This window comes from Kribbella sp. CA-253562, from assembly GCF_050942265.1.
GTDB lineage: Bacteria > Actinomycetota > Actinomycetes > Propionibacteriales > Kribbellaceae > Kribbella.
The window spans coordinates 1,314,192-1,333,111 of sequence record NZ_CP192049.1 but is presented as its reverse complement, the minus strand read 5'-3'; the positions used below and the strand labels follow the sequence as shown (position 1 = coordinate 1,333,111).

Sequence of the window (18,920 nt, the reverse complement as noted above, 5' to 3'; positions counted from 1 at the left end):
TCAGGTACATGTCGAGCGCCAGGGGCGACGGCGCACTCTCGTAGTTTCGCGTCGAGGATCACCCTTATGTCGGAATCGGCTGGCACCGCATCAGGAGACTCCAGCTCCTTCGGAGTCCATTAGCGGAAGTCGCGGGACTTCGTCTTCGCCGCTAGCGGCAGCGGTTCGAAGTGGTCGGCGTTGAGGTTGACGACCTGGCCGGTGCGCTGGACGCGGCCGCGGACGATGACGGCGGCCGCGGACGATGACGGCGGCCGCGCCGCGGGCGACTTTGGCGTGGGCGTTCCAGGCGCCGACGGAGATCACGATGTTGGCCATGCCGGTCTCGTCCTCGAGGTTCATGAAGGTGACGCCGGAGGCGGTGGCGGGGCGTTGCCGGTGGGTGATGACGCCGGCGACCCGGACCCTGGATCCGTCGTCGGCGGTGCGGCGCTCGGCGGCGGACAGGATCCCGTCCGCGCGCAGTTGGGCGCGGATCCGCTGCATCGGGTGGGTGTTGGTGGTGATGCTGGTCGACCACAGGTCGGCCATGTCGGTTTCGACCTCGGACATGCCGGGCAGCATCGGCGGCGGCCCGGCCGCGGTGATCCCTGGCAGCCGGTTGGGTCGTTCCTCGTCCGCGGCGCCGGCCTGCCAGATCGCCTGGCGCCGGTCGAGCCCGAAGCAGTCGAAAGCCCCAGCGGTCGCGAGCGCGTCGACCTGCTTCGCTGTGATCCCGGTACGCCGGACCAGGTCGGCCATCGAGGCGTACGGCCCGCTCGCGTCGCGTTCGGCGACGATCCGCTCGGCGTCCTTCGTGCCGACCGAGCGGACTTCGGCCAGGCCGAGCCGTACGGCGTAGGCACCGTCGCGGCGGTGGGTGCGGGTGTCGAACGGCGCGTCCGGGTCGAACGGCCCGACGACGGGTTGCGGGTCGACCAAGCAGGCCGGGTCGCCGGTCGGGCCGGTGAGCTCCTGGCCGTCGACGAGCTGCTCGAGGCCGGCTTCGGCGCCGGACAGCTGCAGGTCGGGACGGCGTACTTCGACGCCGTGGCGGCGGGCGTCGGCGACCAGTGACTGGGGTGAGTAGAAGCCCATCGGCTGGGCGCGCAGCAGGGCGGCGAGGAAGGCGGCTGGGTAGTGCAGCCGGAACCAGGTGGAGCTGTAGACGAGTAGGCCGAAGCTGATCGAGTGGGATTCGGCGAAGCCGAAGTTGGCGAAGGCCTCGATCTTGTCGTAGATCTCGTCGGCCAGGTCGCCGGTGATGCCGTTGGCGGCCATGCCGTCGTACAGCTTGGTCTTCAGCGAGCTGATCTTCTCCACGCCGCGCTTGGAGCCCATTGCCCGGCGCAGCAGGTCGGCCTCGCCGCCGTCGATGTCGCCGACGGCCATCGCCATCTGCATCAGCTGCTCCTGGAACAGCGGGACGCCGAGGGTCCGCTCGAGCACCGGCTCGAGCTTGGGGTGCAGGTAGCTGATCGGCTCTTCGCCGGTGCGCCGCCGGATGAACGGGTGCACCGCGCCGCCTTGGATCGGGCCGGGCCGGATCAGCGCGATCTCGCAGACCAGGTCGTAGAACCGGCGCGGCAGCAGCCGGGGCAGGGTGGCCATCTGGGCGCGGGATTCGACCTGGAACACCCCGACCGAATCGGCCCGGCACAGCTGGTCGTAGACGCCGGCCTCTTCCTTCGGGATGGTGTGCAGCGACCAGTCCTCCCCCACCGTGTTGCGGATCAGGTCGATGCAGTACTGCAGCGCGGCGAGCATGCCGAGGCCGAGCAGGTCGAACTTCACCAGTCCCATGAACGCGCAGTCGTCTTTGTCCCACTGCAGCACGGTCCGCTTCTCCTTGCGGGCGTGCTCGATCGGCACGACCTGGCCTACCGGGCGCTCGGTGAGCACCATGCCGCCGGAGTGGATCCCGAGGTGGCGGGGGAACTTCAGCAGTTCGGTCGCCAGGCTGATCACGCGCGGCGGGATCTCGGTGTTGCCGCCGGCGGTGATTGACGGCGACCAGCCGTCGATGTGCTTGGACCAGGCGTCTTGCTGACCGACCGAGTACCCGAGCGCCTTCGCCGCGTCCCGTACGGCGGACTTCGGCCGGTAGGAGATCACGTTGGCGACCTGGGCGGCGTTCTCGCGGCCGTACTTGCCGTAGACGTACTGGATGACTTCTTCGCGGCGGTCGGAGTCGAAGTCGACGTCGATGTCGGGGTACTCCTCGCGGGTCGCGGCGAGGAACCGTTCGAACGGCAGGTCGTACAGCAGCGAGTCGACCGCGGTGATCTCGAGGGCGTAGCAGACCGCGGAGTTCGCCGCCGATCCCCTGCCTTGGTAGAGGATCCGCTTCGTGCGGGCGAAGCGGCAGATGTCGAACACGATCAGGAAGTAGCCCGGGAAGCCGAGCGACTCGATCACGTCCAGCTCGCGGTCGATGCGCTCGTAGGCGTCGGGGCGGTGCTCGCGGGTGCCGTACCGGATCCGGGCGCCGGCGTGAGTGAGGTGGCGCAGCCAGCTCATCGGGGTGTGGCCTTCGGGCACGTCGCGCAGCGGCAGCATCGGCTTGGCGCGGCGCAGGTCGAACCCGAGCTGCTCGGCCAGCCGCACGGAGTATTCGACCGCGCCGGGGTAGCGGCGGAACAGCTGCCGCATCTCCTCCCCCGAGCGCAGGAACGCCGTACCGGCCGGCGGCAGCCAGCCGTCCATCGCGTCGAGATCGCGCCGGGCGCGGACGGCGGCCAGGGCGGAGGCGAGCCGGTGATCGCGCGGCTGCGCGTAGTGCACGTTGTTGGTCGCCACGACCGGCAGGCCGCGGGCCTTGGCCAGCTCGGCGAGGATCCGGTTGCGGGTCGAGTCGGTCGGCAGCTGGTGGTCGGTCAGCTCGACCACCACCCGGTCGGGGCCGAAGAGCGCGACCAGGCGGTCGAGCTCGGCGAGCGCGGCCGCGGGGCCGTGCGCGTAGCCGCCGGCCTCCAGAGCTTGCCGGACCAGTCCCTTGCGGCAGCCGGTCAGCACGATCCAGTGGTCGCGGCCGCGGGCGGCGAGGTCTTCCAGGTCGTAGACCGGGCGGCCCTTCTCCCCACCGGCCAGCTGCGCGGCGGTGATCGCCCCGGACAGCCGGTGGTAGCCCTCCTGACCTTCGGCCAGCACCAGCAGGTGCGAGCCCTCCGGGTCAGCGACGCCGTTCTGCGGACCGGTCAGATCGAGCGACAGCTCGGAGCCGAACACCGTCGGTACGCCGTGCGCGGTCGCGGCCTCGGCGAACCGGGCCGCGCCGTAGAACCCGTCGTGGTCGGTGATCGCCAGGCCGTGCAGCCCCAGGTCGGCCGCGGTCTCCACCAGCGTCTCCGGCTGCGAGGCGCCATCGAGGAACGAGAACGTCGAGTGCGCGTGCAGCTCGGCGTACGGCACCGCCGCTCCCGCGCGCAGCCGCGCCGCCCGCTCAGCCGCCGGTTCGTCGCCGGCCGTGACGTACGGGCCACGGTGCTGGCTCCAGGCGGGCGAGTCTCCCCCATCGCCCGCGGGCGGGCGGCCGCCGTCGCTGCCCGGTCGCGCCCGGTCCGACAGCCGGCGCTCCAGCTCCGACCACTTCACCGGCGGATTGTTGTAGCCCATCCGTGTTCCTCCCGTTGACCCGAGAGTAGAACATGTGTTCGAAAACCAGCTACCGTGGTTGGCATGCTCGGACGGTTCACAGTGCGGCCGGCGACGGGTGACGATGGCCCCTTCGCCGTGTGGGACAACGCCGTCAACGGCTGGCGCGCGACCGGCCTGGCCGACGAGGCTGCGGCCGCGCAGATGAAGGCCGACCTCGACCTGCAGTACGACGCTCACGGCCCTCGGCCGGCCGCCGACGTACGCCGGGCCGAACGCGCGAAGCCGGTGCAGTACGCCGACTGGCGCCCCGGTGAGCTGGACGCCTGGATCCGCGACGGCGGCCAGTGGATCGGCCGGGTCCGCGATCGCGACGGCCGAGTCAGCTGGATCCCCGCCAGCGACCTGCGCCCGGACGGTCAGGGCTCGACGTGAACGCCAGCTTCGGGATCAAGCTGGTCGGCGGGCCAGGCGACGGGCAGCGCTTCCACGAGCACGACTTCCTTGAGCGCATCCGCTCCGCTCAGCGCATGGGCCGCACCGACCCAGTCGGCGATCCCGCAGCCTGGGCCCTCGGCTACCAGCGCACCGGAGCTGCCGAGTGGCCACTGGAAAGGCGTCAACTGCCACCCCGCCCCGATCGACGACGACAGGTAGCGCCCACTTGCCTGCTGGTTGTCGGCAGCTGCTGCCAGGATGAGAGGCGTGACCGATAACCTCGAGCTGAGCGGCTTCTCCGACGCGCTGAAGTTGTACGCCGAACGAAGCGGCTTGTCTCCGGATCGAATCGACGTTGAGCAACGTCAACGAGTCGAGGGATGGGCGCGCGGCGCCCGTCACAGTGACGGCTACGTCGTCCTACTACGACGAGCGCGTCACCAAAGCGCCGGCCGAGACCCAGCGATTTCTTGCCGCGCATGAGGTCGCGCGACTTGCTCGCAATGTGCCACGGATGCCGGGGTCAGGCTGTGGACCGCGGTCGTGGAGGCTGCCCTGTTGCTGCTGATCGGGTCGTTGTCGACTCTCCTGCTGGTCGGCGTTCAGCGCTGGGCCACCGTGGTCGGGCTGGTCGCCTCGGTCGCCGCCTTGATCGCGGTGCTGTCGTGGGTGGCCGCCGCGCGGAAGGCAGAACGTGCTGCCGACCGGTACGCCGTGGAGGAGCTCGGCGTCCCGATCAAGGAGGCCTGGAGTCACCCGTTTCTGTTCGGCCGCGACACGTTCCGGCCCTGGTGGGCCAGCCCCTCGACCGCGTGGCACCTCCGCTACATCGATGGGAACGAACGCCCCTCCACCTGACCGCCTATCCCCGCCGCACCTGCCCTGCATTGAGCATCGGATCCGGGCACAGCCGCCCGGCCGGTGAAACGGCGATGGGTGCTGCACCGATACAGCAGGCGGGGAGGAGCTGATGGGGATGTGCCAGGTCGCGCAGCGCATGGTCGCGCTGCTGCGAATCGTCGAACGCGAACCGGCGCCGTACGGCGCCGGCCCGGACGTCGACGACGCCGTGCTCGATGCCTGGTTCGGCATCCGCTCCGGCGTTCTGCCGCTGTTCCCAGCCGATTCTGGGACGAGGTGAGAGTCACGAGCGCAAGGCTCGGTAGACGCGGCGCTCAGCCGCCGGCGGTGTTGATGATTCCGTGAACCGACGACAGGGACGCGTGGCCGGAGCATCCTGGCTGTATGGCCTGGCGCGGCGGGAAGTGCGACGGGATGCAGGTCCCGGAGCACCATCGCTTCTGCCCGAAACGAGACCGGTCCGTCAAGGTGCGCCGCCTCATCAGGGCGCCACGACGACGTCGGCCGGACCGGACCGATCAGCGAGACGATTCGTGACGCCGCTGAACTGCCCGACTGCTCAGCTCAGGGCGATCGGCTCGAGCAGCTCCGGACCGTTGTTGCGGACCGAGTTCACCGCTGTGGACACCGCGTAGATCTCCAGCTCACCCAGCGGCATCGGCCGGTGCCGAAGGTCGGCGCTGTCTGAGATGCTGAGGCCACCGGTCAACGAAGGAGCCGCTCGTGGCACGCACGCTGTTCCGTAGCACGTCATTCACGCTGCGGCATCTGGTTGACAACATCAACCGAGGTGACATCGCGCTTCCGGAGCTGCAACGACCGTTCGTGTGGTCGAACAGCAAGGTACGCGACCTGTTCGACTCGATGTACCGGGGATTTCCAGTTGGGTATCTGCTGTTCTGGGAGACCGGTGTCGAGGTCGGGGCGCGGCAGATCGGGGTAGACGACAAGGATGCACGCGTCGCCCGGTGGCTGATCGTGGACGGCCAACAGAGGCTTACATCTCTCTACTCGGTCCTCACCGGCGAGGTCGTCGTACGCCAGGACTACAGCGAGTCGCGGGTGCGTCTCGCGTTTCGGCCGCGAGACGAGCACTTTGCCGTCGCAGACGCGGCGATCGAGAAGAACCCGGAGTTCCTACCTGACGTCACCGAGCTCTGGCGGGACTACCGCTCCACGGTCACCGGGTACTTCAACAGGCTCGAGACCGCGCGGGGCGACCAGGCGACTCCGAACAGGAACGAGCTCGAGGACGCGTTCGACCGGGTCCGGGATCTCCAAAACTATCCCTTCAACGTCGTCGAGCTCGACTCCGCGGTTCAAGAAGAGCAAGTCGCCGAGGTCTTCGTCAGGATCAACTCCGAGGGTGTGACGCTGAACCAGGCCGACTTCATCATCACCCTCATGAGCGTGTTCTGGGAGAAGGGCCGCAGACAGCTCGAGGACTTCGCTCGAGGATGCAAGGTCCCCTCATTGTCCGGTGCGTCTGCGTTCAACTGGTTCATCGCACCCCAGCCGGATCAGATGCTGCGGGTGTCGATCGCGCTGGCCTTCCGCCGCGCGGTCCTCAAGCACGCCTACTCGGTGCTGCGCGGCAAAGACCTCGAAACCGGCGAGACCAGCACTGAGCGGCGCAACGAGCAGTTCGCCCGGCTCCAGGCTGCACAGGAGAAGGTCCTCGACCTTACTAACTGGCATGAGTTCATCCGCTGCCTCGAGCGGGCCGGGTACCGAGGGTCGAAGATGGTATCTAGCCAGAACGCCATCCTGTATAGCTACGCCGTCTGGCTGCTCGGCCGAGTCGACTACGGCGTGCCGCTCGACCAGCTGCGCGAGGTCATCGCCCGGTGGTTCTTCATGGCCCACACCACATCCCGGTACTCCGGCTCCTTCGAATCCCAGGTCGAGAAGGACTTCGCGGCCATTGCCGAGGTCGCCAGCCGCGACGCGGACGGGTTTGTGAACGCGCTCAACCGGATCGTCGACGACATCTTGACTGCAGACTTCTGGGCCATCACTCTCCCCAACGAACTGGCCACTTCTGCGGCCCGCAGTCCCGCCCTGTTCGCGTACATGTCCGCCCTGAACATCCTCGACGCCGACGCGCTCCTCTCCACCGGCAAGGTCCGTGAACGCTTGGACCCCGCAATCGTCGCCAAAAAGGGCATAGAGCGACACCACTTGTTCCCGCGTGCCTATCTCCGCACCAGGCTTGGCGTCACGGACAACCGCCAGATCAACCAGATCGCGAACATGGCATTCGTCGAGTGGAACGACAACATCGCCATCTCCGACAAACCGCCCGCGGAGTACTGGCCCGAGCAGCTTTCATCCAAGCCTCACCTTGGTCCGGATCGGATGAACCGGCAGGTCGAACTCCATGCACTCCCAGCGGGATGGACCGAACTGCCGTTCAATGAATTCCTCGCGCAACGCCGCCGGCTGATGGCAGATGTCGTCCGCCAGGCATTCCAGATGCTGTCTCGCTCCGACTACGACCCGCAGTATCCATCAGTAACCACACTCGAGCCCGAGCCATTGCCCTTCGGCGGAGACAGCGTCGGCGCCAGGGTACGAATCATGGATCTTTTCCAGGCGGGTCTCTTGCCCGCCGGGACAGTCCTAACCCCTGCGAAGGAAGACATCGATGGCGTCGCCGAGATTGACGAGGAAGGACGCATTGTGTACGGCGAAGTGGCGTACGACACCCCATCCGCGGCGGCAGTGGCCGTCACCGGTGCGACACCCAACGGCTGGACGTTCTGGCTGGCCGACACCCCGCAAGGGCAGCGGCGACTCGACTCCCTGAGGAGCGAGTATCAATCCGCAGACATCGAAGAAGCGGGCACATAGGCTCGAGGTCACGACATGCTCATCGAGCCAGGAATCCTGGTCAGCGACTTCACATCGGCCGTCACGTCCCTACGGCTTGATGGTTGGCCCTGCGAACGTCGCTCCGAATTGGTGCGCGCCCCTCATCGGCAGCCGAGGCTTCCACCGGGGCACGGGGCCGTGTACGCGTTCGCCCTCAGATCGTCGACTACCTCAGAGGCGGGGGCCGGCATGGTTCTCAAGGTCGGCAAGGTCGGGCCAAACAGCGAACCCCGCTTCCGTTACCAGCACTACAGCCCGACCTCGGCCGGCTCGACTTTAGCCAAAAGCCTGCTCGCCCACTCGATTGTGTGGCCCTGGCTGGGCATAGACCGCTTGGCCCCCCACGACCGTCAAGGTCTGGATGCTCGCCAACCTCGACCGACTAGACATCTACGTACCCGCCACCTCGCCACTGGTCCTGGCTCCCTTAGAGATGTACGTCCGAGCAAGGATCGGGAGCGTCTTCGAGGGATCCGCATGAAGGTTCGCTCGGGGTGCCATCAGACCGCGAGTCCGTTCGGCGGCGGCTAAACAGTCGGCGGACAGGCCTCAGCCGAACTGAGTAGAAAGCGCCAAGTCCGGTAAAGGCCCCAATGGAAAGCTACGCAGCTCCCAGACCGACGACGTCGCCGGCGTCCTTCGGGACCCGGGCGATCACCACTGGGTTGTTTTTGGTCGGGTTGACGTTGAAGTCGGGGCCTCGCAGATCGTCGGCGTTCTGCTCCTCGACGACGAACCGCTCCAACAAGTTCGCCCGGCTGGCTGTGGATGCATCGCGACCACATATGCCCCAGGCTGCCACGCACCCGGACCAGGCCCACGGGCAGTCGATAGAGGTTGATCAGGTCGGTGGGGCCTCCTCGACGTCGCCGGGTTCGAGATCGGCGCGCGGGCGGACGAAGCGAAGCGGGTGGCGATATTGGCCGGCCTGGATCGCGGCGTCAGCGCTGACCTCGACCACCACGTCAGACCTGACCTTCGTGAGCGGCTTCTTCGAGTCGCGGCCGCCCCAGCGCTGAGAGCTGATCTCGTCCGGCGACGGGTGCCCGGCGCGGGAAGCGCGAAGCATCGGGCCCAGCTCGGCCGACTGGGTCGTGGTCAGCGGAACGGTACGGCCGACCACGACCAGGTCGTCGCCCCGGTACCGCCCGGCGACCACGATCTCCGGCCGGTCGATGGCGCCGATCACGCCTCCCACGATCACCTCGATCGTGTCGCGGCGTTTGACCTTCAGCCACTCGCGCCTGCCCCCGACGTAGCGGGAGCTGGCGCCCTTCACCACCAGGCCCTCGATCCCCATCGCCTCGGGCAGTACGTCGAACCACTCCCGCGCCTCGTCGACGTCCGCGGTCACCGGTGAAACTTGCAGCGGGAGCTGCCAACGCTCGGCAAGCTGCTCTAGCTGTACTGACTCGCGAGGTTGTTGATTCGGTCGATGGGTCGTTGGCCGCCGATGCCGGTGTGGGGTCGTTCTAGGTTGTAGTGGTTGAGCCATGCTGGCAAGGCGGTGGTGCGTTGCTGGTTGGTGTTGTAGGGGCGGGCGTAGGCCCATTCGGTGGCCAGGGTGCGGTTGAGGCGTTCGGCTTTGCCGTTGGTCCAGGGGCAGTGGGGTTTGATGAGCTTGAGCTGGATGCCGAGGCTGGCGGCGGTGTCGAGGAAGATTCGGGCGAGGCGGTAGTTCTTGGCGTTGTCGGTGATGACGCGTTCGACGGTGATGCCGTGGGTGGCGTAGAAGGCGGTTGCGCGGGTCAGGAATGCTGCGCAGGTGGGGCCTTTTTCGTCGTCGTGGATCTCGGCGTAGGCCAGGCGGGAGTGGTCGTCGATGGCGGTGTGGACGTAGTCGTAGCCCAGGCCGCGTTGAGTGGCGGGGCGGGCACCGCGGCCGTGGGCTTTCCAGCCGCCGCCGTCGGGGATTCGGCCGAGTTTCTTGACGTCGATGTGGACCAGCGACCCTGGATAGGGGTGTTCGTAGCGGTTGGCTGTGCGGCGCGAGGCCCGGATTACCGCGCCGGTGATCGGGTCGCACTCGCGCAGCAGCGGGGTGTGGTGGCGCGTGAGGATCCGGCCAATGGTCGCGGCCGGCACTCCGGCCCGGCGGGCCAGGTCGACCGGTCCGCGTCGGGTCAGGTGCCGCCAGATCCGGACCCGGGTCTCGGTGCACGGTGGGGTGCGGTGCGGGCACGACCGCGGCCGAGACGAACGATCGACCAGCCCGGCCTGGCCCTGGTCTTGGTAGCGGCGCCACCACCGCCACGCACACGTGCGTGACACACCCATCTCAGCCGCGACATGAGCCACCGCGCGCCCTGCCGCGATCCGCCGAACCATAATCAATCTCCCCGCTGGAGTCAGCCGGGCATTAGCGTGGGACACAGAGACCTCCGTGGACCGAGTGGAAAGCCGTCAGACAGCTCCCACCCGACACGGAGGTCTCGCCCTACGTCAACAACCTCCTGGGTCAGTACATCTAGCCGGGCCCGGCGGACGGTCCAGCGCTGGGTCCGCAGGTCAACCCCGCCGTAGGCCAGCAGGTCGAACGCAACGTACGACGCCGGCGTCGACGCGACCAACTGGCGGGCCTTCGCCGGGGCGGTGACCAGCCGCCGCTGGAGCGCGTCGAAGCTGAGCCGGCCATCGAGGAAGATCACCAGCTCGCCGTCGACGACCGCGCCGTCGTTCAGCTGGCGGGCGGCGGCCGCGGCGATGTCAGGGAACCGGTCGGTGAGCTCCTTGCGCTGTCGCGACCAGATCCGCGCCGACGTACCCCGCCGGACGATCACCGCGCGGCTAGTTGACTGAACTCTTCAGCGCGCCGGTTGGCGCTTTGGTGGTGGTGCGGGGAGGGTGTGCCGGTGGCAGTCGCGGAGCCGGGTCGTGTGGTCGAGTTCGAGTGGGGTTTGCGGTGGCGGGTGATGTTCCCGGAGGTCGAGCACCTGGCGGTGTCCGGCTTCCTGCGGGACCTCGCGGCGTCGGACTGTTCACCAGGGACGCTGCGCAGCTACGCCTACGACTTGCTGCGGTGGTTCCGGTTCCTGCATCAGCGTTGGACGCCGTGGGAGCGCGCCGAGCGCAGTGACGTGCGGGAGTTCGTCGAGTGGTTGCGTGAAGCACCTGTTCCCCAGCGGCTGAACCGGCGCCCGGACGGGCCGGTTCCGGGTTCGGTGAACGCGATCACGGGGCGGGCGGTTCCGGGGGTGAGGTACGCGCCGCGGACGATCAACCATCAGCTGAGTGTGCTGTTCGGGTTCTACGAGTGGGCGTGCGGAGCGGACCTCGGGCCGTTAATCAACCCGGTGCCGGCGCAGCGGTTGCGCTCCGGTGGCCGCGTCGAAGGCCACCACAACCCGATGGAGAACTTCGTCGTTCACCGGCGGGCGACGTATCGGCAGAAGGTGCCGCGGCCGTCGTGGCGGGCGATCCCCGACGACGCGGCCGACGCACTGTTCGGTGCGCTGCGCAGTCACCGCGATCGGGCGCTGGTGTCCTTCTGGCTGTCCAGCGGCGCGAGGGCGGCCGAGCTGCTCGGTCTGTGCCACGGCACCGATCTGGACGCCGGAGCGAACACGATCACGGTTGTCAGCAAGGGCACGCGGCTGCGGGAGACGATCCCGGCCAGTGTCGATTCGTTCGTGTGGCTTGCACTGTACCTGCGGGAGGAATGCCCGCCCGCGTTGCAGGGCGGGACGGTGTGGTGGACCCGTCAGGGCACGCCGCGGCCCCTGACCTACCACGCGGCCAGGGCGGTGCTGCAGCGCGCGAACGCGGCGCTGGGGACGAACTGGACGCTGCACGACCTGCGCCACACCGCAGCCGCGCGGCTCCTGGCCGATCCGGCGTTCACGCTGTTCGACGTGCAGACGATCCTTCGGCACGCGAGCGTCTCGACGACCCAGATCTACACCCAGCCCCGGCTGGAGGATCTGGTCGGCAAGGTGCTGGAGCATTACGCCCGGCCGCGGCCAGCTGGTCCGAGTATCGAGCCGCCCTACGACACCGCAGCGGTGCGCGAGCTTCTCGGGCCGCCGGCGTGAGCGGTGACCAGCAGGCCGACGCCCCCGTCGAGGTTTCGGCCGCGCAGCGCCAAGCGACCCGGACATGCACAATGTCGACGCCGTCGACCAAGCTGCTGTCGCCTCCCCCGGCGGCGGTCGATCGCCTGTTCCGGGCTGACGGCCGCGTGCTCAAGCACTTCGGTTACGACCTCGGCTTGGAGGCGCCTGCGCTGCTGCCGGACGCGCCAGGCCGGTCGGTTCAGGCTCTCGGCCTTGCCGATGCGATCGAGCACACGTTGGACCGGACACTCGGAGTGTTCCCGAGCCGCAAGAGCCTCACGGCCGGCGTGCGGCGGTTGCTGGGCTGGCTCGACCGGTTCGACGGCACCTCGTGGGAGGAGCGGTGGCTGGCCAGTGGCGCCGACCGAGCTCCGCGTTCATGGCGAGACGCCGTCGAGCCGTACACGCCGGCGAGCACGTTGAAGCCTGCGGCGAACGCGCTGATGGTGGCCAGGGTGCTGCGGCCGTCCTACGGGTGGCAACTCGCGGCCGGTGCCGGAGCGCACCTGCCGCAGCGAATGTTCTCGGTCAACGAGCCCGACCAGCTGCAGCGCCTCCGGGCCCTGCCTGCTTTCCGCGACGCGTTGCCCCGTCACCAGGTTCACGCCGAGGCGTGCCTGACCCGCGTGCTGATCCGCACCGGGAAGCGCGTCGAGGACCTGCGAGGCGAGGACCTGCTGCACTACGCCGACGTGGTGAAGACCTCTGGCCGGAACCGGCGCGAGCATCTGGCGTGGGAGCTGCTGGTCGCGCTCGGACCGTTCGCCGGCGAACCGGTGACGATGCGGGCAGCGTGGTCGGCCAAGGGCAACACCCGCCAGCACTCGGTGGAAACGCTGGTCGACCGCTACGGTCTTCCGCCTGGCGGCGTGCGGGACCTGCTGGTCGACTACCTGCGCGAGCTGAAACCGTCGATGGACTACTCCAGCCTGGAGGGCTGGGCCTACCGCCTGGTCCGGCTGTTCTGGTGGGAGGTCCTGCAGATCAACCCAGGCCAAGCGGACCTGCGGCTGGACGCTGTGACCGCGGCAGCGTGGCGAGAACGGCTCGCCGTCACGACAGACGGTCGGCCACGGCGCGAGATCCACTCGACGCTGTTCGCCGTGCGCGGCATGTACCGCGACCTGGCGGAGTGGTCCCACGACGAACCGGCTCGGTGGGGGCCGTGGGTCGCTTCGTGCCCGGTGTCGAAGCACGAGTCGAAGAACGCCTCGAAGGCTAAGCGGCACCAGCAGGCCCGCACCCAGGACCGGACCCGGGCGCTGACGCCGCTGCTGCCCGCCCTGGTCGCCGAGGCCGCGCGCCGCCGCGACTGGTCGACCCGACTGCTGGCCGCCGCCGAACGGGTCCAGCATGGTGACCTGTTCACCCTCGACGGGTCGGTGTTCGAGCTGCACCAGCCGCCGCCGCGCCACTACGAGAAGGACCGGGCCACTGTGGTCCGCGCCCGCCTGGTCGAGGCGGCACCGGATATGCCGCTTGTCCGGCAGGCGAAGGATTTGGTCGACGTCACCCAGGCCGAGGCCGATGGGTTCTGGGCCTGGGCGGTCATCGAGACACTGCGCCACACCGGCATCCGGGTCGAGGAACTGCTCGAGCTGACCCAGCTGTCTCTGCGCCACTACACCTCGTCGACCACTGGGACGCTGGTGCCGTTGCTGCACATCGTGCCCAGCAAAACCGACGCCGAGCGGCTGATACCGATGACCCCGGAACTGGTCACCGTGCTGGTCGCTGTCCAGCGCCGCGCGAAGGCCGGCGGCGAACAGGTGCCGCTATCGGTGCGGTACGACCCGCACGAGAAGGTGCACGGTGAGCCGTTCCCGCATTTGTTCGCGCGCCGGATCGGAGCACGGCACGAAGTGATCTCGGCAGCGGTCGTGCGGCGACTGCTGCTCGACGTCGCGGCCAGCGTCGGCCTGCGCGACGCCGGACAGCCGATCCACTTCACCCCGCACGACTTTCGGCGCCTGTTCGCGACCGAGATGGTCTCCACCGGGCTGCCGCTGCACATCGCCGCGACGTTGCTCGGGCACCTGAGCCTCGACACGACCCGCGGCTACACCGCGGTCTTTCCCGAGGAGGTCATCGCGGCACACCAGCACTTCATCGAGCACCGCCGAGCGGCCCGGCCAACCGGCGAGCTGCGCTCGGCCACCGGTGAGGAATGGGCCGAGTTCGAGGACCACTTCCTGCTCCGCAAAGTCGCGCTCGGCGACTGCCACCGCCCCTACGGCACCCCGTGCGTCCACGAGCACGCCTGCACCAGGTGCCGATTCCTGCGTGTCGACCCCGCCCAGCTGCCTCGCATCGAGGAGATGACCAGCAACGCCACCGCACGGTTGGCCGAGGCGAGGGACCGCGCGTGGCTCGGTGAGGTCGCCGCCTTGGAGGAATCGCTGAAGCACCTGCGGCAGCGCCGCGCCGAGGCCGAGCAACAGCTGCCCGTCAGTCGGGACCAGCCGGTGGGGTGATCAGCTTGGAGACAGCGTCTCGACGTCGCGGGGTCCGAGGTCGGCGCGGTGGCGGATCAAGCGCAACGGGTGGCGGTAGTGGCCGGCCTGCAGGGCAGCGTCGGCGGCGACCTCGACGACGACCTTGGGCTGGACCTTCATGATCGGGGTCTTGCTGCCCGTGCCCCAGTGAGTGCTGATCTGGTCAGGCCACGGATGCCGAGCACCTGCGGGCTTGAGCAGCTTGGCGATCGCGGCGGCCTGATCGGCTTTCAGCCTGACCGTGCGGCCGATCACTTCGAATTCCTTTCCGCGGAAGCGGCCGACGACCAGGATCTCGGGGTGCTGCAAGGATCCGGTGACGGCTCCGATAATGGCCTCGACGGTGTCGCGGGTCTTCCACTTCAGCCACTCCCGTCGCCCGGGCAGGTATCGGCTGGAGGCGCCCTTCACGACCAGGCCCTCAACGCCGCTGGCCTTGAACGCCTCCAACCACTCCTTGGCCTCAGCGACGTTGCCGGTGACCGGGGACAGCTGCAGAGGCGGCGTCCAGCCTGCCGCGAGGGCTTCCAGTCGGGTGCGGCGGGCGGTCCAGCGCATTGGGCGCACGTCGACGCTGTCGACCGCCAAGATGTCGAAGGCAACAAACGACGCCGGTTGAGCGGCTGCGAGGCGGCGCCGCACGGTGGCTGCGGTGTTGGCCATCCGGCGCTGCAGCGCGTCGAAGTCAAGCCGCTCCCCCGTCCACACGACCAATTCGCCGTCAAGAACACAATCCACATCGACCTGGGCGACCAGCGCCGCTTGGACGTCGGGGAACTTCGCAGTGAAGTCGTTGCCGTTGCGCGACCACAACCGAACCTCTCCGCGACGGCAGACCGCGCCCACGCGGCTAGTTGACTGAACTCTTTCGTGTACCGATTGGCGCAGTTGGCCGGTGGCTGGAGAGGGTGTGCTGGTGTCGGGTGGCGAGCTGGGGCGGGTTGTCGAGTTCGAGCAGGGTCTGCGCTGGCGGGTGTGGTTCCCCGACGAGGAGCATGTGGCGGCGTCGTCGTTCCTGAGGGATCTGGCTGCGTCGGATTGTTCGCCGGCGACGCTGCGCAGCTACGCCTTCGATCTCCTGCGGTGGTTCCGGTTTCTGCACGACCGGTGGACCGCGTGGGAGCGCGCTGAGCGGACTGATGTCCGGGAGTTCGTGGAACGGCTACGTGACTCGCCGGTCCCACAGCGGCTGAACCGCCGCGCGGATGCGCCGCTGCCGGGGTCGGTGAACCCGATCACAGGCAAGGCGGCACTGGGCACGACGTACGCGGCTCGCACGATCAACCATCAGCTGAGCGTGCTGTTCGGCTTTTACGAGTGGGCGTGTGCGGCCGATCTGGGACCGCTGATGAACCCGGTGCCTGCTCAGCGAACCCGGTCCGCGGGACGCCTGCAGGCGCACCACAACCCGATGGACAACTTCGTAGTGCGCCACCGGGCGACCTACCGGCAGAAGGTGCCCCGCCCGGTCTGGAGAGCGATACCGGATGATGCGGCCGACGCACTGTTCGGTGCGTTGCGCAGTCACCGCGACCGGGCGTTGGTGTCGTTCTGGCTGTCCAGCGGTGCTAGGGCCAGCGAGCTGCTCGGCCTGTGTCTGGACACTGACTTGGACGCCGGCGCGAACACGATCGCGGTGGTCAGCAAGGGTAGCCGCTTGCGGGAGACGATCCCGGCGAGCGTGGACTCGTTCGTGTGGTTGGCGTTGTATCTGCGCGAAGAGTGCCCGCCGGTCACACCGGGCGGACCGCTGTGGTGGACCCGGCAAAGGCGCACCCCGGCCGCTGACGTATCACGCTGCCCGGGCGGTGCTGCAACGGGCGAACGCCGCGCTGGGCACGAACTGGACGCTGCACGACCTGCGGCACACCACGGCGGCGCGGCTGCTCGCGGATCCGGCATTCACGCTGTTCGACGTGCAGACGATCCTGCGGCACGCGAGCGTCTCCACGACGCAGATCTACGCTCAGCCGCGGCTGGAGGATCTGGTCGCGAAGGTGCTGGAGCACCACGCGCGGCCCCGCGCAGCAGAGCCGGTCATCGAGCCGGCCTACGACGACGCCGCAGTCCGTGAACTGCTGGGCCTGCCCGCGTGAGCGGCCCCACGACCACCGACCGCGAGATCCCGGCGCAGCGGCGGCAAGCGAGCCTTACCCGGGCCGCGTCGGGCCCTTCGATCAAGCTGCTCTCGCCGTCGACGGTCGTCTCACCTGATGCGGTGTTCGGGCCGGGCGGGAGGCTGCTCGCACGCCATGGCTACGACCTGGGACTCCCGCCGCCTCCGTTGCTGCCGGACGCACCCGGACAGGCGCTGCAGACGCTGACCGTCTCCGGGGCGATCGACTACACGCTGGACGTCACCCATGGTGTGTTCCCGGGCCGAAAGCACTTGGCTTACGGGATCCGGCGGCTGCTGGGGTGGCTGGACGGGTTCGAGGGTGACTCGTGGGAGCAGCGCTGGCTGGCTAGCGGCGCGGATCTAGCGCCGAGATCGTGGCGAGACGGTGTCTGCCCGGAGACTGTGCCAAGTGCGCTTCGGGTAGCGGTGAACGCGTTGATGGTGGCGCGGGTTCTGCGCCCATCGTATGGGTGGCAGCTGACCAGCAAAGCCGGGGCGCACCACGCGCAGCGCATGCTCGAAGCCCACGAGCCTGAGCTGTTGGCGCGGATGCGCGCGTTGCCGCTCTACCGGACGGCGCTGCTGCGGCACCAGTTCGATGCCGAGGCGTGCCTGTCCAGGGTGCTGATCCGCACCGGCCGGCGGCTGGAGCAGCTCGAGGGCGAGCACCTGCTGCACTACGCCGACGTCGTGCGGACGTCCGGGCGGAACCGCCGCGAGCACCTGGCCTGGGAGCTGCTGGTCGCGCTCGGACCGTTCGCCGGGGAACCGCTGACGCTGCGCGCGGCGTGGTCGGCCAAGGGCAACACCCGTCAGCATTCGGTGGAGACGTTGGTCGACCGCTACGGTATCCCGCCGGGCGGGGTGCGGGATCTGCTGGTGGATTACCTGCGGGAGCTGAAACCGTCGATGGACTACGGCACGCTGGAGGGTTGGGCCTACCGGTTGGTGCGGCTGTTTTGGTGGGAGGTGCTGCAGATCAATCCCGCTCAGACCAGCCTGCACCTTGCGCCCGAGGTCGCCACGCAGTGGCGCGAACGGCTCGCGCTCACGACCGACGGTCGTGAGCGCCGCGAGATCCACTCGGTGTTGTTCGCCGTCCGGGGCATGTATCGCGACCTGGCGGAGTGGTCGCACGACGAACCAGCCCGCTGGGGGCCATGGGTCGCGCCATGTCCGGTGTCGCGGCACGAATCGAAGGCCGCGTCCAAGGCCAAGCGGCGCCAGCAGTCCCGCACCCAGAACCGGACCCGGGCCTTGACCCCGCTGCTGCCGGCACTCGTGGCCGAGGCGGTCCGCCGCCGGGACTGGTCAGCACGGGCACTCGCCGCGGCCGGCCAGGTCAGCCACGGCGAGCGGTTCACTGTCGACGGGTCGGTGTTCGAGCTGCATCAGCCGCCGCCACGCCACTTCGAGCGCGACCGCCCGAGCCTGCTCCGGGCACGACTCATCACCGCGGCCCCGGATCTGCCGGCGATCCGGGTCAACAAGCGTGGCCTGATCGATCTGACCGCGGCCGAGGCAGGCGGGTTCTGGGCGTGGGCGGTGATCGAGACGCTGCGCCATACCGGCATCCGGATCGAGGAACTGCTCGAGCTCACCCAGCTGTCGCTGCGCCACTTCACCTCGGCCACGACCGGCACACTCGTGCCGCTGCTGCACATCGTGCCCAGCAAGACCGACGCCGAACGGCTCATACCGATGACCCCGGAACTGGTCACCGTGCTGGTGGCTGTCCAGCGCCGCACCAAAGGCCCGCACGACCACGTGCCGCTATCGGTGCGCTACGACCCCTACGAGAAGGTCCACGGCGAACCGTTCCCGCACCTGTTCGCCCGCCGTCTCGGCACCCGGCAGGAAGTCCTGTCTGCCTCAGTGGTTCGCCGGCTCCTCGACGACGTCGCGGCCTCGGCCGACCTGCGCGACGCCGGCCAGCCGATCACCTTCACACCGCACGACTTCCGGCGCCTGTTCACCACCGCGCTGGTCTCGACCGGGCTGCCGCTGCACATCGCCGCCTCCCTGCTCGGGCATCTGAACCTCGACACCACTCGCGGCTACACCGCCGTGTTCCCCGAAGAGGTCATCGCCGCCCACCAGCACTTCATCGAACGCCGCCGCGCCACCCGCCCGTTCGGGGAGATGCGACCGGCCACGGGCGAGGAGTGGACCGAGTTCGAGGAGCACTTCCTGCTCCGCAAGGTCGCCCTCGGGGAGTGCCACCGCCCCTACGGCACTCCGTGCGTTCACGAGCATGCCTGCAGTCGGTGCCGGTTCCTGCGAGTCGATCCCGCCCAACTGCCCCGGATTGAGGAGATGACTTGCAACGCCGAGGCCCGCTTGGCCGAGGCACAGGATCGGGCCTGGCTGGGCGAAGTTGCGGCCTTGGAGGAGTCGCTGAAGCACCTGCGGCAGCGGCGCGCTGAGGCCGAAAACCAACTGGCCACTGCGGCAGGCCGGATCAAGTGATTAGTTGGCGGTAAGGGGGCCGACCTCGCTAGGGCCTGT

General features: G+C 68.8%; 15 protein-coding genes and 1 pseudogene. 9 read left to right on the top strand and 7 right to left on the bottom strand.

Annotated elements, in window-relative coordinates; all coding sequences use genetic code 11:
- Positions 1-90: 90 nt before the first annotated feature.
- Positions 91-3,594 carry an error-prone DNA polymerase gene (locus ACQPXM_RS06470; protein WP_432945780.1) on the bottom strand — a complete coding sequence of 1,168 codons (3,504 nt, stop codon included), beginning with the start codon at positions 3,592-3,594 and terminating at the stop codon, positions 91-93.
- Positions 3,595-3,657: 63 nt separating this feature from the next.
- Here ACQPXM_RS06470 and ACQPXM_RS06465 point away from each other — a divergent pair, with 63 nt between their 5' ends.
- Positions 3,658-4,008: a hypothetical protein gene (locus ACQPXM_RS06465; protein WP_432945778.1), complete on the top strand. Its 351-nt coding sequence runs from the start codon at positions 3,658-3,660 to the stop codon at positions 4,006-4,008.
- Here ACQPXM_RS06465 and ACQPXM_RS06460 read toward each other — a convergent pair.
- Positions 3,993-4,196 carry a hypothetical protein gene (locus tag ACQPXM_RS06460; protein ID WP_432945776.1) on the bottom strand — a complete coding sequence of 68 codons (204 nt, stop codon included), beginning with the start codon at positions 4,194-4,196 and terminating at the stop codon, positions 3,993-3,995. The two genes, ACQPXM_RS06465 and ACQPXM_RS06460, sit on opposite strands and share 16 nt — an antisense overlap.
- A 358-nt stretch (positions 4,197-4,554) precedes the next feature.
- On the opposite strand from ACQPXM_RS06460, the gene ACQPXM_RS06455 reads away from it, so the two are divergent.
- From ACQPXM_RS06455 to ACQPXM_RS06445, 3 genes are all read left to right on the top strand, one after another.
- Entirely contained in the window at positions 4,555-4,869 is a 315-nt protein-coding gene (locus tag ACQPXM_RS06455) for a hypothetical protein (protein ID WP_432945774.1), read from the top strand.
- 112 nt (positions 4,870-4,981) lie between these two features.
- Positions 4,982-5,152 carry a hypothetical protein gene (locus ACQPXM_RS06450; RefSeq protein WP_432945772.1) on the top strand — a complete coding sequence of 57 codons (171 nt, stop codon included), beginning with the start codon at positions 4,982-4,984 and terminating at the stop codon, positions 5,150-5,152.
- A 443-nt stretch (positions 5,153-5,595) separates the two neighbouring features.
- Entirely contained in the window at positions 5,596-7,725 is a 2,130-nt protein-coding gene (locus tag ACQPXM_RS06445; protein ID WP_432945770.1) for a GmrSD restriction endonuclease domain-containing protein, read from the top strand.
- 622 nt (positions 7,726-8,347) lie between these two features.
- Here the strand turns inward: ACQPXM_RS06445 and ACQPXM_RS06440 are convergent.
- From ACQPXM_RS06440 to ACQPXM_RS06425, 4 genes are all read right to left on the bottom strand, one after another.
- Positions 8,348-8,491 carry a hypothetical protein gene (locus ACQPXM_RS06440; protein ID WP_432945768.1) on the bottom strand — a complete coding sequence of 48 codons (144 nt, stop codon included), beginning with the start codon at positions 8,489-8,491 and terminating at the stop codon, positions 8,348-8,350.
- A 96-nt stretch (positions 8,492-8,587) separates the two neighbouring features.
- On the bottom strand, positions 8,588-9,100 hold the full coding sequence (locus ACQPXM_RS06435) for an ATP-dependent DNA ligase (RefSeq protein WP_432945766.1): 513 nt from the start codon (positions 9,098-9,100) through the stop codon (positions 8,588-8,590).
- Between the two features lie 44 nt (positions 9,101-9,144).
- Entirely contained in the window at positions 9,145-10,119 is a 975-nt protein-coding gene (locus ACQPXM_RS06430; protein WP_432945764.1) for an IS481 family transposase, read from the bottom strand.
- Positions 10,095-10,526: a hypothetical protein gene (locus ACQPXM_RS06425; protein ID WP_432945762.1), complete on the bottom strand. Its 432-nt coding sequence runs from the start codon at positions 10,524-10,526 to the stop codon at positions 10,095-10,097. The genes ACQPXM_RS06430 and ACQPXM_RS06425 overlap by 25 nt, the downstream gene beginning before the upstream one ends.
- Positions 10,527-10,598: 72 nt before the next feature.
- Between ACQPXM_RS06425 and ACQPXM_RS06420 the strand changes: the two genes are divergently transcribed.
- Complete coding sequence (locus tag ACQPXM_RS06420) at positions 10,599-11,777, top strand: tyrosine-type recombinase/integrase (RefSeq protein WP_432945760.1); 1,179 nt, start codon at positions 10,599-10,601, stop codon at positions 11,775-11,777.
- A gap of 71 nt (positions 11,778-11,848) precedes the next feature.
- Positions 11,849-14,272 (top strand): tyrosine-type recombinase/integrase, encoded by a 2,424-nt coding sequence (locus ACQPXM_RS06415; RefSeq protein WP_432945758.1) that lies wholly within the window; start codon positions 11,849-11,851, stop codon positions 14,270-14,272.
- On the opposite strand, the gene ACQPXM_RS06410 is transcribed toward ACQPXM_RS06415, so the two are convergent.
- Positions 14,273-15,139, bottom strand: a complete 867-nt coding sequence (locus tag ACQPXM_RS06410) for an ATP-dependent DNA ligase (protein WP_432945756.1) — start codon at positions 15,137-15,139, stop codon at positions 14,273-14,275. It lies immediately after the preceding gene.
- Positions 15,140-15,188: 49 nt separating this feature from the next.
- Here ACQPXM_RS06410 and ACQPXM_RS06405 point away from each other — a divergent pair.
- From ACQPXM_RS06405 to ACQPXM_RS06395, 3 genes and pseudogenes are all read left to right on the top strand, one after another.
- Positions 15,189-15,416 (top strand): annotated as a pseudogene (locus ACQPXM_RS06405) (hypothetical protein); the annotation flags it as partial.
- 685 nt (positions 15,417-16,101) lie between these two features.
- The gene (locus ACQPXM_RS06400; protein WP_432945754.1) at positions 16,102-16,389 is read left to right on the top strand and encodes a tyrosine-type recombinase/integrase; all 288 of its coding nucleotides are present in this window, start codon (positions 16,102-16,104) and stop codon (positions 16,387-16,389) included.
- Positions 16,386-18,881: a tyrosine-type recombinase/integrase gene (locus tag ACQPXM_RS06395; protein ID WP_432945752.1), complete on the top strand. Its 2,496-nt coding sequence runs from the start codon at positions 16,386-16,388 to the stop codon at positions 18,879-18,881. Before ACQPXM_RS06400 ends, ACQPXM_RS06395 begins: the two co-directional genes overlap by 4 nt.
- Positions 18,882-18,920 lie beyond the last annotated feature (39 nt).